We start from the raw sequence: 15,864 nt of genomic DNA on the forward strand, positions 1-15,864 counted from the left end.
GTCACCCCCGCAGCACGACCGCCTGCCCCGCCACCACCAGCAGCACCTGCTCGCACTCCCGCGCGAACGCCGCGTTCAGCCGCCCGAGTTCGTCCCGGTACCGGCGGCCGGACGCGGTCGCGGGCACGATGCCCGAGCCGACCTCGTTGGACACGGCGACCACCGTCCGCCGTGTCCCGCGCACCGCGTCCGTCAGCTCCCGCATCCGGTCGCGCAGCGCCCGTTCCCCGCCGTCCGCCCACTCCGCGTCGTCCCACGCCCCCACGGCGTCCATCGCGTCCGTCAGCCACAGCGACAGGCAGTCGACCAGCAGCGGCGGCCCGTCGTCCCTCAGCAGCGGCACCAGATCGCACGTCTCGACGGTCCGCCACGACCCCGGCCGCCGCTCCTGGTGCGCCGACACCCGCGCCGCCCACTCGGTGTCCCCGCCCCGCGTCCCGCCGGTCGCCACGTACAGCACCTCCGGGAACGACTCCAGCCGCCGCTCGGCCTCCACCGACTTGCCCGAGCGCGCCCCGCCCAGCACCAGCGTCCGGCGCGGCACGTCGGGCGCGTCCTCACGGGCGCCCACCTCCAGCGTGGTCCCGTCCGGCACGGCGCGGGCCCCGGCCGCCGCGAGCCGGCGTCGCGCCTCCGCGCCCGGCGGCACGTCGTGGTCCAGGTGGACGGCGACGACGTCCGTGGCCGGGCCCACCGCCCCCGCCTCCCGCAGCCGCGCCAGCGCGTCCGGCCGCCCCACGACGTCCAGCAGCACCAGGGCGTACGGATCGGCCCGCCCCTCGAGACCGGCCGGCGCCCCGCCCGGCGGCAGGTACAGCAGCCGCTGCCCGTCCGGTCCGGTCACCGCGTACCCGGTGCCGGGCGCGTCCAGCGCCACCGCCCGCACCCGATGCCCCGTCAGCAGCGCCAACTCCCGCCCGTCCGGCACCCGTCCCGGCTGCGGCAGCCCGGCCGGCACCTCGACCGGGGGGCCGTCGTGCGGGTGCGACAGCAGCACCTGGCGCACATCGCCCAGCGAACGGCCCGCGCGGGCGGCCGCGAACACGGTGCCCGGCGTGAGGTCCAGCAGCAGCGCCCCGTCCACGAGCAGCGAGGTGGCCGCCCGCGCGTCCGCGCCGAGCGCGGACGCGCACGCGGCGCAGGGACAGTCGGGGCGGGGCAGGCCCGCCGGGGCGCCGGTGCCGAGCAGAGTCAGTTCCACGCCCCGATTCTCACCCGCCCCCACGGTGACTGCCCGTCCGACTAGGCTTTGAGTCCGGTGTGATCACACTCTTGGGAGGCGTACATGGCGGCATGGACGTGGCGGTTCGAGAAGGCCGACGGGACGCAGGTCGAACCCGCGGTGCCGCCGGAGGAGTTCTCCACGCAGGGGGACGCCGAGTCCTGGATCGGGGAGCACTGGAAGGCCCTCGCGGAGGGCGGCGCCGACCAGGTGCGGCTGCTGGAGGACACCACGGAGATCTACGGCCCGATGAGCCTCCACGCGGAAGCGGACACGGAAGCGGACACGGACACGGAAGCGGACGCGGAAGAGGCGTGAGCCCCGGCGGCGGGGACGGGTCCCTCGCCCCGCCGCTCCTTCCCTCCCCGTCCCGTCCGCCCTCGGGGGCGCTGCCCCTTCGGCCCGGGCGTACGGGCGGGTGGTCGCTCGCGCGGTTCCCCGCATCCCTCTCAAGGGGCGCGGGGCGGGTCCGGTGTGCCGCCGAGCCAGTTCTCGAGGGCCCGGCGGGGGCCGGACCAGCGGCGGTCGTGGTGGTAGGCGCGCAGGATCGCGCGGGCCCGGGCGCGGGGACGGCGACGGTAGAAGCGCCGGTCCCACAGCGACCCCGGCCGGGCCAGCCGCAGCGAGCCGATCACGGCGACGACCGGAATGATCACGCCGAAGACGGCGACCCGCACCTTGCCCTTGCTCAGGGCGATCAGCGCGAACAGGAAGTTCGCCCCCACGCTCGCGGCGGCGCCCGCGCGGTTCTGGAGTTCCTCCTGGGTCAGGTCGTTGACGCCGAACGGCGCGAACCCCGCCAGCAGCAGGCCGACCAGCGCGGCGGTGAGCACGACCGCCTCGACGCTCTTGCGGCCGGCCTCGGTCCAGTACACGTCGTCGAGGTGCAGGATGAGCGCGAACTCGTCCAGGACCAGCCCCGCGCCGGTGCCGAAGAGCACCGCGGCGAAGGCCGGGCCCAGCCCCTCCCCGCCGCTCGCCACCGAGCCGAAGCCGCCGACGACCGTGAGGACGACGCCGGGCACGACGTGGTGGATGTGCAGTTCGCCCGCCGTGACGTTGCCGAAGGGCCCCTTCCCGGCCCGGATCAGACGGGTGATGGTCCGGGTGATCGCGAAGGTGAGGACGAAGGCGGCGAGTGCGAGGAGCAGCGGAAGCTTGCCCGGCTCGATGATGTTCCGGTCCAGCCAATGTCCCATATGGGCACTTTATCCACGGTGGCCGTGGGCGCCCCGGTGACCGCCGGGTAATCTGCGCCGGTGCCCGCGCCCTCCTCCGAGTCCTCCGCCTCCCCCGCCGACGGCCTCCGCTTCGCCTTCGGCACCCTCACCGCGCTCCCGGTCCGGGTCGCCCGCTGGGACCGGCCGGCCGCGCGCGCGGGCATGCTGTGCGCCCCGGCGGCCGGGCTGGCGGTCGGCGCCCTCGCCGCCGCCGCGGGGCTCCTCCTGCTGCTGCTCGGCGCGGGCGCGCCGCTCGCCGCCGTCGCCACCGTCGCCGTACCGGCCGCCCTGACCCGGGGTCTGCACCTCGACGGGCTCGCCGACACCGCGGACGGGCTCGGCAGCGCCAAGCCCGCCGAGGACGCGCTGCGGATCATGAAGCAGTCGGACATCGGCCCGTTCGGTGTGCTCACGCTCGTCCTGGTCCTGCTGGCCCAGGTGGCCGCGCTGGCACAGGCCTACGGCCACGGCTGGGCGCGGGGCGCGTCCGCCGCCGTCGTCTCGGCGGTCGTGGCGCGGCTGGCGCTCACCCTGGCCGCCCGCACCGGTGTGCCGCCGGCCCGGCCGGAAGGGCTGGGCGCGGCGGTCGCGGGGGTGGTCCCGGTGCCGGGCGCGGTGGGCGCCGCGCTCGCGGTCGCCGGGCTCGCGGCGGCCGGGGCCGCGTTCCTGGGGGCGTACGACGTCCTGCGCGCCGTGCTCGCGGTGGTGCTGTCCGTCGCCGTGGCCGAGCTGCTGCTGCGGCACTGTGTCCGCCGTTTCGGCGGGGTCACGGGCGACGTGTTCGGCGGGCTGGCGGAGACGGCGGCGACGACCGCGCTCGTCGTGTCCGCGCTGGGCTGAGGGAGCACCCCGGAGCCGGGACGTCACCCCCGGGTGAGCAGCGCGGCGATCGCCGTGCCCGCGCCGCTCGCCACCCCCGCGACCGCCAGGGCGATGCAGCGCGCCCTCAGCCCCCGGTAGCGGGCCTCGTACTCGGTGCGCAGCTCGGCCGCCCGGTCGCAGATCCGCTCCAGTGTGGCCCGGGAGACGGCGATCCGGTCGGCCCGGTACACGCGTTCCACCTCTTCGCGCTGCGCGGTCGTCAGCCACGGCAGCTCCCCGGCGAACCGGGCGGCCTGCCGCCGGGCCTCCTCGACCTCGGCGGCCCACAGGAGGTGGCCCTCGAGCCTGTTCCAGCCGAGGGCGCTGTCCTGACAGGGGTTCACACGCTCCTCCACGTCCCGGGCCGCGCTCTCATCGCTGCTTGTCGCCGGGGGCGATGGTCGCGGAGGCCCCGGGATGGTTCTCGCTGTCGTCCAGTGCGGCGATGTCCGGGTGGTGCAGGTCGAACGCCGGGGACTCGCTGCGGACCTTCGGCAGGGTGAGGAAGTTGTGCCGCGGCGGCGGGCAGGAGGTCGCCCACTCCAGCGAGCGGCCGTAGCCCCACGGGTCGTCCACGCCGACCGGCTCGCCGTACTTGGCCGTCCTCCAGACGTTGTAGAAGAACGGCAGCATCGACGCGCCGAGCAGGAACGAGGCGATCGTGGAGACCCCGTGCAGCCCGGTGAAGCCGTCGGCCGCGAGGTAGTCGACGTAGCGGCGCGGCATGCCCTCGGCGCCCAGCCAGTGCTGGACCAGGAAGGTGCCGTGGAAGCCGACGAACAGCGTCCAGAAGGTGATCTTGCCGAGGCGCTCGTCGAGCAGCTTGCCGGTGAACTTCGGCCACCAGAAGTGGAAGCCGGCGAACATCGCGAACACCACGGTGCCGAACACCACGTAGTGGAAGTGCGCGACGACGAAGTACGAGTCCGTGACGTGGAAGTCCAGCGGCGGCGAGGCCAGCAGGACGCCGGTCAGACCACCGAAGAGGAAGGTGACCAGGAAACCCAGCGCCCACAGCATCGGCGTCTCGAAGGAGAGACTGCCCTTCCACATGGTGCCGATCCAGTTGAAGAACTTCACCCCGGTCGGCACCGCGATCAGGAACGTCATGAAGGAGAAGAACGGCAGCAGCACCGCACCGGTGGGGAACATGTGGTGCGCCCACACCGTCGCCGACAGGCCCGCGATCGCGATGGTCGCGCCGACCAGGCCCATGTAGCCGAAGATCGGTGTGCGGGAGAAGACCGGGATGATCTCGGTGATGATGCCGAAGAACGGCAGCGCGATGATGTACACCTCGGGGTGCCCGAAGAACCAGAACAGGTGCTGCCACAGGATCGGCCCGCCGTTGGCCGCGTCGAAGATGTGCGCGCCGAACTTGCGGTCCGCCTCCAGCGCGAACAGCGCGGCGGCGAGGACGGGGAAGGCGAGCAGGACCAGCACACTGGTCAGCAGCACGTTCCAGGTGAAGATCGGCATGCGGAACATGGTCATGCCGGGGGCGCGCATGCAGATGATCGTGGTGATGAAGTTGACCGCGCCCAGGATGGTGCCGAAGCCGGAGAACGCCAGACCCATGATCCACAGGTCGTCGCCGATGTTCGACGAGTAGTGCGAGGTCGACAGCGGGGTGTAGGCGAACCAGCCGAAGTCGGCCGCTCCGTTGGGGGTGCCGAAGCCGGAGACCGCGATCAGCGAGCCGAACAGGTACAGCCAGTAGGCGAACATGTTCAGCCGCGGGAACGCCACGTCGGGCGCGCCGATCTGCAGCGGCATGATCCAGTTGGCGAAACCGGCGAACAGCGGCGTCGCGAACATCAGCAGCATGATCGCGCCGTGCATCGTGAACGACTGGTTGTACTGCTCGTTGGAGAGGACCTGCAGACCCGGCCGGGCCAGCTCGGCGCGGATCGCCAGCGCCAGGATCCCGCCCAGCACGAAGAACCCGAACGACGTCGTCAGGTACAGCGTGCCGATCGTCTTGTGGTCCGTGCTCGTCAGCCACTTCACCACGACGTTGCCGCGTCTCTGCCGCCTGACCGGCAGCTCGTCCTCGTAGGACTCCTCGTGGAGCGAGCCCACCGTGCTCTTGTCCGCCACTGTCCAAGTCCTCCTATGGGCCCGGGGAGAGTTCCGAAGGCAGCATGCCGGGAGGATTCCCGGCTTCGCCCGAAACGGGACGTCGTGGCGCGCTTTCCACTCGGCAATCGGGTGACGCCGGTTCTCCCGCCGCCGTGTCACCGGACCGGACCGACCCCCGTCCCCCTGTGGCCCCGCGGGCCGCACCGCCGGCCTGAGCCGCCGGACCGACGGAACAACGGGGGGACGTCGATGCCGGCATTCCGTCGCGCCGTGGCCTGGTGCATCGACTTCGCGCTGGTGGCGGCGCCGGCGTCGGTGCTCACGGTGCTCGCCTTCGACCGCGTGTCCGCCCTCGTCACCGACGTGCCCGAACTCGCCGCCCGCGGCGGCTTCGACCTGCTGACCGCGCGCGGTGACGTGGTCGACGCCTCCGAGGGTCTCGGCCCGTCGCCGTGGGACGGGTCCGTGCCGTACGTCGAGCAGGCCTTCGGACCGCTGGTCGTCGCCACGTTCCGCTACCGGTGGGTGGGCCCGGCCCTGCTCGGGCGCACCGTCGGCAAGGGGCCGGCCGGGCTGCGGATCACCCCGCGCGGGCCCGGCGCGGCGGCGCGCCGGGCGGCGGTGACCACGGCCGCGGACGTCGCCGTGTACGCCGTGTACGCCGTGGCCTGCGTCCTGCTGGTCGAGGGGCGGTTCGCGCCGTCCGTGCTGGTGCGGGCGGTCGCGGTGGCCCTGTTCCTGTGCAACGCGCTGCCCGTGCCGGGCCCCGGCCGCCGCTCCCTCGCCGACCGGGCGGCGGGCACGCCGGTGACGGGACCGGGCCTCGGCCGGCCCGGCCCCGTGCGTCCGGTTCGTACCCCTTGAGCGGGGAACTCGGCTCCAGCCGCCGGGAGTCGGCGCGGAAGCGGTCGGCGGCCGGCCCGTGCTCGACGTGGAGGACGGCCTCGTCCGCCGCGACGAGCGGAGCCGGCTCCGCGCACTGGTCGTACCGGGCGCACCGCTCGTCGACCGCGCGGTCGAAGCCGGATGCGGCGGCGGGGCCCGGAGCACGGCCGCGGCGTCACCAGAGGGTGAACACCGCGGGAATGAGCGAACGCACACACGCGCGTAGTCTCGTCCCGAGTGTTCGCCGCACCGGGGACGACCCCGACGGGACCGCACCCGCTCGTCGCAACTAGGGTCGGCTGCCGGGCCCGGTCGACCCACACCCTTCGGCCACAGCAACTTCACATCGGAAGCGAGATTTCACCACCGTGACTGCTCTCACTCTCAGCACCGCCGCGGTCCCCGGCCTGCGGGCCGACGCGATCGTGATCGGTGTCGCCAAGGGCTCCGCGTCAAAGTCCGGGGGGCCCGTCGTCGCACCGGGCGCCGAGGCCGTGGACCAGGCGTACGACGGCAGGCTCGCCGGTGTCCTGGAAACCCTCGGCGCGTCCGGCGCCGAGGGCGAGGTGACGAAGCTCCCCGCGCCGGCCGGCTTCAAGGCGCCGCTCGTGGTGGCGGTGGGCCTCGGCGCCCGGCCCGAGAAGGACGCCGGTTACGACACCGAGGCGCTGCGCAAGGCGGCCGGTGTGGCCGCCCGCGCCCTCGCCGGCGTCAAGAAGGCCGCGTTCGCCCTGCCGCTGACGGACGCCGCCGCCGCCGGCGCGGTCGCCGAGGGCGTGCTGCTCGGCGCGTACTCCTTCGACGCCTACAAGGACAACGGCAGGGACGAGAAGAACGGCAAGGCCCCGCTCGCCGAGGCCGCGCTGCTCGGCGGCAAGCCCCGCGACAAGGCGTACAAGGCCGCGGTCGAGCGCGCCGTCGCCGTCTCCGAGGAGCTCAACCGCGCCCGCGACCTGATCAACACCCCGCCGAACGACCTCAACCCCGAGGCGTTCGCGGCCGTCGCCCAGACCGCGGCCAAGGAGCACGGCGTCAAGGTGCAGGTGCTCGACGAGAAGGCGCTGGCCAAGGGCGGTTACGGCGGCATCCTGGGCGTGGGCGCCGGTTCGGCGTCGGGTCCGCGGCTGGTGAAGCTGTCGTACACCTCGTCCAAGGCGAAGAAGCACCTCGCGCTGGTCGGCAAGGGCATCACCTACGACTCGGGCGGCATCTCGCTGAAGCCCGCCGGTCACAACGAGACGATGAAGTGCGACATGAGCGGCGCCGCCGCCGTGTTCGCCGCGGTCGTCGCCGCCGCGCGCCTCGGCCTGGAGGTCAACATCACCGGCTGGCTGGCGCTGGCCGAGAACATGCCGTCCGGCTCGGCGACGCGCCCGGGCGACGTGCTGCGCATGTACAGCGGCAAGACCGTGGAGGTGCTCAACACCGACGCCGAGGGCCGCCTGGTCCTCGCCGACGCGCTGTGGGCGGCCTCGCAGGAGAAGCCGGACGCGATCGTGGACGTCGCCACGCTGACCGGCGCGATGATGCTGGCGCTGGGCAGCCGCACGTTCGGGATCATGGCGAACGACGACGCGTTCCGCTCCGCGGTGCACGAGGCGGCGGAGGAGGTCGGCGAGCCGGCCTGGCCGATGCCGCTGCCGGAGCACCTGCGCAAGGGGATGGACTCGGCGACCGCCGACATCGCCAACATGGGCGAGCGGATGGGCGGCGGGCTGGTCGCCGGGCTGTTCCTGCGCGAGTTCGTGGGCGAGGGGATCACCTGGGCGCACCTGGACATCGCCGGGCCGGCGTTCAACGAGGGCGGGCCGTTCGGGTACACGCCGAAGGGCGGGACGGGATCGGCCGTCCGCACCCTGGTGCGGGTCGCCGAGCTGGCGGCTTCCGGGGATCTCGGCTAGGGGCGCCCAGAGGCCCGGGGGTGCGGGGAGTCGTACGACTGCGGGTGTCCCGTGGCCGGTCGCGCGGTTCCCCGCGCCCCTCCGGACCGGACACCGCCCCCGCACCCCTCTCGGGCCGGCTGCGGTCGCGCCCGCGCGGCGGGGGCGTGGATCACGTGCGGGGCGTCGTCCTCCGGTGCGGGCGCCCGGCAGCAGATCAGACGGTGCTCCGCGTCCCGGAGGGCCGTCCCGGTGGCCGTCGTACGGGGAAGTGGGGTGTCTCACACCACGGCCCGGCGTCTCGTTCGGCTCCCGCAAGTGCGAAGATGGGCTCGGCAGGACAGGGCCCCACCTAAGGGCCGAGAACATTGAGCGGCCGGACACCAGCCGCCGACCGGTCACTGGAGACCGGCGTGGCGCACATGCATGGAGGACGTGACGTGGCGAACGACGCCAGCACCGTTTTCGACCTAGTGATCCTCGGCGGTGGCAGCGGTGGCTACGCCGCGGCCCTGCGCGGGGCACAGCTGGGCCTGGACGTCGCCCTGATCGAGAAGAACAAGCTCGGCGGCACCTGCCTGCACAACGGCTGCATCCCCACCAAGGCCCTGCTGCACGCGGGCGAGATCGCCGACCAGGCCCGCGAGAGCGAGCAGTTCGGCATCAAGGCGTCCCTCGAGGGCGTCGACATGGCGGGCGTGCACAAGTACAAGGACGACGTGATCGCCGGCCTGTACAAGGGCCTGCAGGGCCTGGTCGCCTCCCGCAAGATCACCTACATCGAGGGTGAGGGCCGGCTGTCCTCCCCCACCTCCGTCGACGTGGGCGGCCAGCGCGTCCAGGGCCGCCACATCCTGCTGGCGACCGGCTCCGTGCCGAAGTCGCTGCCGGGTCTGGAGATCGACGGCGACCGGATCATCTCCTCCGACCACGCCCTCGTCCTGGACCGCGTGCCGAAGTCCGCGATCATCCTGGGCGGCGGCGTCATCGGCGTCGAGTTCGCCTCCGCGTGGAAGTCCTTCGGCGCCGACGTCACCATCGTCGAGGGCCTCAAGCACCTCGTGCCGGTCGAGGACGAGAACTCCTCCAAGCTGCTGGAGCGCGCCTTCCGCAAGCGCGGGATCAAGTTCAACCTGGGCACCTTCTTCCAGAAGGCCGAGTACACCCAGGACGGCGTCAAGGTCACCCTCGCCGACGGCAAGGAGTTCGAGGCCGAGATCCTGCTCGTCGCCATCGGCCGCGGCCCGGTCTCGCAGGGCCTGGGCTACGAGGAGCAGGGCGTCGCCATGGACCGCGGCTACGTCCTGGTCGACGAGTACATGCGCACCAACGTCCCGACCGTCTCCGCCGTCGGTGACCTGGTCCCGACGCTCCAGCTCGCGCACGTCGGCTTCGCCGAGGGCATCCTGGTGGCGGAGCGCCTGGCCGGTCTGAAGACCGTCCCGATCGACTACGACGGTGTCCCGCGGGTGACGTACTGCCACCCGGAGGTCGCCTCCGTCGGCGTCACCGAGGCCAAGGCCAAGGAGATCTACGGCGCGGACAAGGTCGTCTCCATCAAGTTCCCCCTCGGGGGCAACGGCAAGAGCCGGATCCTGAAGACCGCGGGCGAGATCAAGCTCGTCCAGGTCAAGGACGGTGCGGTGGTCGGCGTCCACATGGTCGGCGACCGTATGGGCGAGCAGGTCGGCGAGGCCCAGCTGATCTACAACTGGGAGGCGCTGCCGGCCGAGGTGGCCCAGCTCATCCACGCCCACCCGACGCAGAACGAGGCGCTCGGCGAGGCCCACCTGGCCCTGGCCGGCAAGCCCCTCCACATGCACGACTGACGCCTTCCGTCACCGGGCGCGACGACACAGACTTCCGCACTTTTAAAGGAGCAACCGAAACCATGGCGGTTTCCGTAACCCTTCCGGCGCTCGGCGAGAGCGTCACCGAGGGCACTGTCACCCGCTGGCTGAAGGCCGAGGGCGAGCGCGTCGAGGCCGACGAGCCGCTGCTCGAGGTCTCCACCGACAAGGTCGACACCGAGATCCCCGCTCCCGCCTCCGGCGTGCTGTCCTCCATCAAGGTCGCCGAGGACGAGACCGTCGAGGTCGGCGCCGAGCTGGCGCTGATCGACGACGGCTCCGGCGCCCCCGCGGCCGAGCAGGCCCCCGCGGCCGAGCAGGCCCCGGCCGCCGAGCAGGCCGCCCCGCCGGCCCCCGCCCCTCAGCCGCAGGCCCAGCCCTCCACCGAGCAGCCCGCCCCGGCCCCGGCGCCCACCGCCGAGGCCGCGGCCGGCGGCGGATCCGCGCAGGGCACGGACGTGGTCCTGCCCGCGCTCGGCGAGTCCGTCACCGAGGGCACCGTCACCCGCTGGCTGAAGTCGGTCGGTGACACCGTCGAGGCCGACGAGCCGCTGCTGGAGGTGTCGACGGACAAGGTCGACACCGAGATCCCCGCCCCCGCCTCCGGCACGCTGCTGGAGATCGTGGTCGGCGAGGACGAGACCGCCGAGGTCGGCGCCAAGCTCGCCGTCATCGGTGAGGCGGGCGCCGCTCCGGCGGCCGCCCCCGCCCCGGCCGCCCCCGAGGCCCCGGCGCAGCCCGCCCCGGCCCCGGCCGCAGCCCCGGCTCCGGCGCCGGCCGCCCCGGCACCGGCTCCGCAGCAGGCCGCCCCGGCGCCGGCACCGGCTCCGCAGCAGGCCGCTCCGGCGCCTGCCGCCCCGGCGCCCGCTCCGGCTCCGGCCCCTGCCGCCCCGGCCCCGCAGGCGCCCGCGGCCCCGGCCGCCGCTCCCGCCGCCGCCCAGGCCACGGACGAGGGCGCCTACGTGACCCCGCTGGTGCGCAAGCTCGCCGCCGAGAACGGCGTCGACCTGTCCACCGTCAAGGGCACCGGCGTCGGCGGCCGCATCCGCAAGCAGGACGTCATCGCCGCCGCCGAGGCCGCGAAGGCCCCCGCCCCGGCCCCGGCCGCCGCGGCGGCGCCCGCCGCGAAGAAGGCCCCGTCCCTCGAGGCCTCCCCGCTGCGCGGCCAGACCGTGAAGATGCCGCGGATCCGCAAGGTCATCGGCGACAACATGGTCAAGGCCCTGCACGAGCAGGCCCAGCTGTCCTCGGTGGTCGAGGTCGACGTCACCCGTCTGATGAAGCTGCGCGCCCGCGCCAAGGACGCGTTCGCGGCACGTGAGGGCGTCAAGCTCTCCCCGATGCCGTTCTTCGTCAAGGCCGCGGCCCAGGCGCTGAAGGCCCACGCGCCGATCAACGCCAAGATCAACGAGGCCGAGGGGACCATCACCTACTTCGACACCGAGAACATCGGTATCGCGGTGGACTCCGAGAAGGGCCTGATGACCCCGGTCATCAAGAACGCCGGCGACCTCAACCTGGCCGGCATCGCCAAGGCGACCGCCGACCTGGCGGGCAAGGTGCGGGCCGGCAAGATCAGCCCGGACGAGCTGGCCGGCGCGACCTTCACCATCTCCAACACCGGTTCGCGCGGCGCGCTGTTCGACACGATCATCGTGCCCCCGGGCCAGGTCGCGATCCTCGGCATCGGTGCCACGGTCAAGCGTCCGGCCGTCATCGAGACCGAGGAGGGCACGGTCATCGGCGTCCGCGACATGACCTACCTGACCCTCTCCTACGACCACCGCCTGGTGGACGGCGCCGACGCGGCCCGTTACCTGACGGCGGTCAAGGCGATCCTGGAGGCGGGCGAGTTCGAGGTCGAGCTCGGTCTGTGACCGGCGTGGTCCGCGGTCGCTGACACGGTCCTACGGTGCCCCCGTCGGGGAAGCCCTCGAGGCTTCCCGGGCGGGGGCACCGGCGTATGGAGCGTGTAAGTCTCGTCTCACCTGGGCGAAAGCGCCTCCGTGCGCCCCTCCCGGGCGGGCTCACCGCCGTATTGTCTAAGCGTCAAAGCCCCCCGGGGGCCCGTGGGCCCCGCTAAGGAGCCCCTCATGACCGCGCCCGTCGTCCACTCGCTGCGCGAACAGATCCGCGAGCACATCCTGGAAGGGATCATCAGCGGACGCTGGCAGCCGGGCGAGCGGATCGTGGAGCGGCGGATCGCCACCGAGCTGGAGGTCAGCCAGACCCCCGTACGGGAGGCGCTGCGCGAGCTGGAGTCGCTGCGGCTGATCGAGTCGGCGCCGAACAAGGGCGTGCGGGTGCGGAATCTGACGGCCGCCGACCTGGAGGAGAGCTACCCCGTCCGGGCCGGTCTGGAGGCGATCGCGGCGGAGCTTGCGGCGGCGCGGCTGGCGGAGGACTGCTCGGCGCTGGAGCCGCACGTCGCCGCGCTGTACGAAGCCGACCGGCGGGCGGACGGGACGGGGCAGGTGCGGCACACCGTGGCGTTCCACCGGGAGCTGGTGCGGGCCGCCGGCAACTCGGTGCTGCTGCACACCTGGGAGGGGCTGGGGATCGAGGTGTTCACGGCGTTGTCGATACGGTGGCTGGGGACGGTGCAGCAGTCGTACGCGGAGGAGCACGAGGAGCTGGTGGCCGCGTTCCGGCGGCGGGATCCGTCGATCGCGGATCTGGTCAAGGCGCATGTGCTGGGGTGCGCGCCCCGGGCGTAGTGCCGGGAGTTTTCCACCCCCGCCGTCCCTTCCCGTCCCTTCCCGTCCCGTCCCCGGGGGCTTCGCCCCCCCAGACCCCCGTGCGCGGTTCCCCACGCCCCACAAGGGCGCGGGGCCGTGTCGGCATGCGGCTCCGCCGCGCGGGCGCGAGCGACCACGGCGTGCCCCCGGCCGCCGCACGGCCGACCCGCCCGGGCTCATTCGCGCCCACCCCGTCTCACCTGCGCAAACCCCTGGAGGGGCGGTCACCCGGTGCCACCGCCGGAGGCACCCCGTGCCGACTTTCTCGGGATCGAGAGGTTTTACCCCTCAACCCTTTGATCGATCATCGATCAGCGGGTTATTGTCGCCGATGGGCTTCACCCGAGCCCTCCGCCCTGTCCTGCCAAAGACACAAGGGCACCCCCCTTCGACTGAGGAAGGCGGCGACATGACCGACCCCAACGCCATCCAGCCGAGCGAGCTCGACCAGCTCCCGGACCGCGACCCCGAGGAGACCGCCGAGTGGCAGGCCTCCCTGGACGCCGTCACCAAGGCGGCCGGGCCGCACCGTGCCGCGTACCTGATGCGCCGCACGCTGGAGCGTGCCGAGGGAGCCGGCCTCGCGCTGCCGAAGCTCCTCGAGACGGACTACGTCAACACCATCCCCACCTCCGCCGAGCCCGCCGTGGACGGCGACGAGGCGCTGGAGCAGCGGATCACCGCCTGGAACCGCTGGAACGCGGCGGCCATGGTGACCCGCGGCAGCAAGTACGGCGTCGGCGGCCACATCGCCACCTTCGCCTCCGCGGCCTGGCTCTACGAGACCGGCTTCAACCACTTCTTCCGCGGCAAGGAGGGTGACGGCTCCGGCGACCAGCTCTACATCCAGGGCCACGCCTCCCCCGGCATCTACGCCCGTGCCTTCCTCGACGGCCGGATCAGCGAGCAGCAGCTCGACAACTTCCGCCGTGAGGCGGGCGGCAACGGCCTGCCCTCGTACCCGCACCCGCGCCGGCTGCCCTGGCTGTGGGAGTTCCCCACCGTCTCCATGGGCCTCGGCCCGATCTCCGCGATCTACCAGGCGCGGTTCAACCGCTATCTGACCAGCCGCGGCATCAAGGACGTCTCCGACTCCCACGTCTGGGCCTTCCTCGGCGACGGCGAGATGGACGAGCCCGAGTCGACGACCGCGCTCACCCTCGCCTCCCGCGAGCAGCTGGACAACCTGACCTTCGTCGTCAACTGCAACCTGCAGCGCCTCGACGGTCCGGTCCGCGCCAACTTCAAGATCGTGCAGGAGCTGGAGGCGCAGTTCCGCGGCGCCGGCTGGAACGTCATCAAGACCCTGTGGGGCACGGCCTGGGACGAGCTGTTCCGGCTCGACACCACCGGCGCCCTCGTCCGCCGCCTCCGTGAGGTGCCGGACGCGCAGGTGCAGACGTACCAGACGCGCGACGCCGCCTACATCCGCGAGGACTTCTTCGGCAAGGACCCGGCGCTCGTCGAGATGGCGAAGCTGCTGAGCGACGACAAGATCCTCGAGTGCTTCCACCTCTCCCGCGGCGGCCACGAGTCCCGCAAGGTGTACGCCGCGTACAAGGCCGCGCTCGCCCACAAGGGCGCGCCGACCGTGATCCTGGCGCAGACGGTCAAGGGCCACACCCTCGGTGAGGGCTTCGCCTCCAAGAACGCCAACCACCAGATGAAGAAGCTGACGGTGGACGAGTTCAAGGCGATGCGCGACCGGCTGGAGCTGCCGATCCCGGACTCCCTGTTCGTCGACGGCCAGGTCCCCTACGTCCACCCGGGCGCCGACTCCCCCGAGGTCCGCTACCTCCAGGAGCGCCGCGCCGCCCTCGGCGGTCCGGCCCCGGCCCGCCGCGTCCACCCGGTCGCGCCGCTGCCGCTCCCCGCCGACAAGGCGTTCACCGCCTTCGACAAGGGCTCCGGCTCGCAGAACGTGGCCACCACCATGGCCTTCGTCCGCCTGGTCAAGGACCTGGTCCGCGACAAGGAGACCGGCAGGCGCTGGGTGCCGATCGTCCCCGACGAGGCGCGCACCTTCGGCATGGAGAGCCTCTTCCCGTCCCTCGGCATCTACTCGCCGATGGGCCAGACGTACGAGCCGGTCGACCGCGACCAGCTGATGTACTACAAGGAAGCCAAGAACGGCCAGATCTTCAACGAGGGGATCACCGAGGCCGGCGCCATGGCCGAGTTCGTCGCCGCCTCGACGTCGTACGCGACGCACGGCGAGACGATGATCCCGTTCTACATCTACTACTCGATGTTCGGCTGGCAGCGCACCGGCGACCAGATGTGGCAGCTCGGCGACCAGCTCGGCCGCGGCTTCCTGGTCGGCGCCACGGCGGGCCGCACCACGCTCACGGGCGAGGGCCTCCAGCACGCCGACGGCCACTCCCCGGTCATCGCGGCGACCAACCCGGCGGCCCTGACGTACGACCCGGCGTTCGCGTACGAGATCGGCGTCATCGTCAAGGAGGGTCTGCGCCGGATGTTCGGCGAGGCCGGGCCGGACGAGGACCAGAACGTCTTCTACTACCTGACGGTCTACAACGAGCCGCTGCCGCAGCCCGCCAAGCCGCAGGCGGCCGGTGTCGACGAGGGCATCGTCAAGGGCCTGTACCGCTTCAACACGGCGGAGTCCGCGGGTCTGTCCCCGGCCGCGAACGCGCCGCGCATCCAGCTGCTCGGCTCCGGCACGGCGATCCACTGGGCGCTGAAGGCCCAGCGGATGCTCGCCGAGGAGTGGGGCGTGGCCGCCGACGTGTGGTCGGCCACCTCGTGGACCGAGCTGCGCCGGGACGCCATGGAGGCGGACGAGGCGCTGCTGCGGGGCGAGGAGCGGGTGCCGTTCGTCCGGCAGGCGCTCCAGGGCGCCGAGGGTCCGGTGCTCGCGGTCTCCGACTACATGCGCCAGGTCCCGGACCAGATCGCGCAGTGGGTGGAGCAGGACTACTCGTCGCTGGGCGCCGACGGCTTCGGTCTGTCGGACACCCGTGACGCGGCCCGCCGCCACTTCGGCGTGGACGCCGAGTCCATCGTCGTCGCGGCCCTGGCCCAGCTCGCCCGGCGCGGTGAGGTCCAGGCCGCGGCCGTGAAGGAAGCGCGCGAGAAGTACGGCCTGTAAGGCCCGGTCGTGCA

The 15,864-nt window shown here is 73.0% G+C and carries 12 protein-coding genes; 8 read left to right on the top strand and 4 right to left on the bottom strand.

All coding sequences use genetic code 11. The annotated features are described in order from the left end of the window. Window position 1: 1 nt before the first annotated feature. A complete protein-coding gene (locus ACZ8ZB_RS09685; protein ID WP_470737291.1) occupies window positions 2-1,201 on the bottom strand; it encodes a bifunctional adenosylcobinamide kinase/adenosylcobinamide-phosphate guanylyltransferase in 1,200 nt (399 codons plus the stop codon). A gap of 84 nt (window positions 1,202-1,285) precedes the next feature. On the opposite strand from ACZ8ZB_RS09685, the gene ACZ8ZB_RS09690 reads away from it, so the two are divergent. Continuing rightward, window positions 1,286-1,540, top strand: coding sequence for a hypothetical protein (locus tag ACZ8ZB_RS09690; RefSeq protein ID WP_470737292.1), 255 nt, complete (start codon window positions 1,286-1,288; stop codon window positions 1,538-1,540). Window positions 1,541-1,671: 131 nt separating this feature from the next. Here ACZ8ZB_RS09690 and ACZ8ZB_RS09695 read toward each other — a convergent pair whose 3' ends face one another. Continuing rightward, window positions 1,672-2,421 (bottom strand): hypothetical protein, encoded by a 750-nt coding sequence (locus tag ACZ8ZB_RS09695; protein ID WP_470737293.1) that lies wholly within the window; start codon window positions 2,419-2,421, stop codon window positions 1,672-1,674. 60 nt (window positions 2,422-2,481) lie between these two features. Here ACZ8ZB_RS09695 and ACZ8ZB_RS09700 point away from each other — a divergent pair, with 60 nt between their 5' ends. Next, on the top strand, window positions 2,482-3,282 hold the full coding sequence (locus tag ACZ8ZB_RS09700) for an adenosylcobinamide-GDP ribazoletransferase (RefSeq protein WP_470737294.1): 801 nt from the start codon (window positions 2,482-2,484) through the stop codon (window positions 3,280-3,282). 23 nt (window positions 3,283-3,305) lie between these two features. Here the strand turns inward: ACZ8ZB_RS09700 and ACZ8ZB_RS09705 are convergent, their stop codons facing one another. Both ACZ8ZB_RS09705 and ctaD read right to left on the bottom strand, forming a co-directional pair. Further along, window positions 3,306-3,647 carry a hypothetical protein gene (locus ACZ8ZB_RS09705; protein WP_470737295.1) on the bottom strand — a complete coding sequence of 114 codons (342 nt, stop codon included), beginning with the start codon at window positions 3,645-3,647 and terminating at the stop codon, window positions 3,306-3,308. A 28-nt stretch (window positions 3,648-3,675) separates the two neighbouring features. Then, window positions 3,676-5,403, bottom strand: a complete 1,728-nt coding sequence (ctaD, locus tag ACZ8ZB_RS09710; protein WP_470737296.1) for an aa3-type cytochrome oxidase subunit I — start codon at window positions 5,401-5,403, stop codon at window positions 3,676-3,678. Window positions 5,404-5,634: 231 nt separating this feature from the next. Between ctaD and ACZ8ZB_RS09715 the strand changes: the two genes are divergently transcribed. From ACZ8ZB_RS09715 to aceE, 6 genes are all read left to right on the top strand, one after another. Then, window positions 5,635-6,249, top strand: a complete 615-nt coding sequence (locus ACZ8ZB_RS09715; RefSeq protein WP_470737297.1) for an RDD family protein — start codon at window positions 5,635-5,637, stop codon at window positions 6,247-6,249. 389 nt (window positions 6,250-6,638) lie between these two features. After that, complete coding sequence (locus ACZ8ZB_RS09720) at window positions 6,639-8,171, top strand: leucyl aminopeptidase (protein WP_470737298.1); 1,533 nt, start codon at window positions 6,639-6,641, stop codon at window positions 8,169-8,171. 419 nt (window positions 8,172-8,590) lie between these two features. Further along, a complete protein-coding gene (gene lpdA, locus ACZ8ZB_RS09725; RefSeq protein ID WP_470737299.1) occupies window positions 8,591-9,979 on the top strand; it encodes a dihydrolipoyl dehydrogenase in 1,389 nt (462 codons plus the stop codon). Window positions 9,980-10,041: 62 nt separating this feature from the next. Beyond that, window positions 10,042-11,877: a 2-oxoglutarate dehydrogenase, E2 component, dihydrolipoamide succinyltransferase gene (gene sucB / locus ACZ8ZB_RS09730; protein WP_470737300.1), complete on the top strand. Its 1,836-nt coding sequence runs from the start codon at window positions 10,042-10,044 to the stop codon at window positions 11,875-11,877. A gap of 216 nt (window positions 11,878-12,093) precedes the next feature. Continuing rightward, window positions 12,094-12,717, top strand: a complete 624-nt coding sequence (locus tag ACZ8ZB_RS09735) for a GntR family transcriptional regulator (protein WP_470737301.1) — start codon at window positions 12,094-12,096, stop codon at window positions 12,715-12,717. Window positions 12,718-13,147: 430 nt separating this feature from the next. Continuing rightward, window positions 13,148-15,850, top strand: a complete 2,703-nt coding sequence (aceE, locus tag ACZ8ZB_RS09740) for a pyruvate dehydrogenase (acetyl-transferring), homodimeric type (RefSeq protein ID WP_470737302.1) — start codon at window positions 13,148-13,150, stop codon at window positions 15,848-15,850. The last annotated feature ends 14 nt before the right edge of the window (window positions 15,851-15,864 follow it).

The organism is Streptomyces sp. 12E (assembly GCF_055633275.1).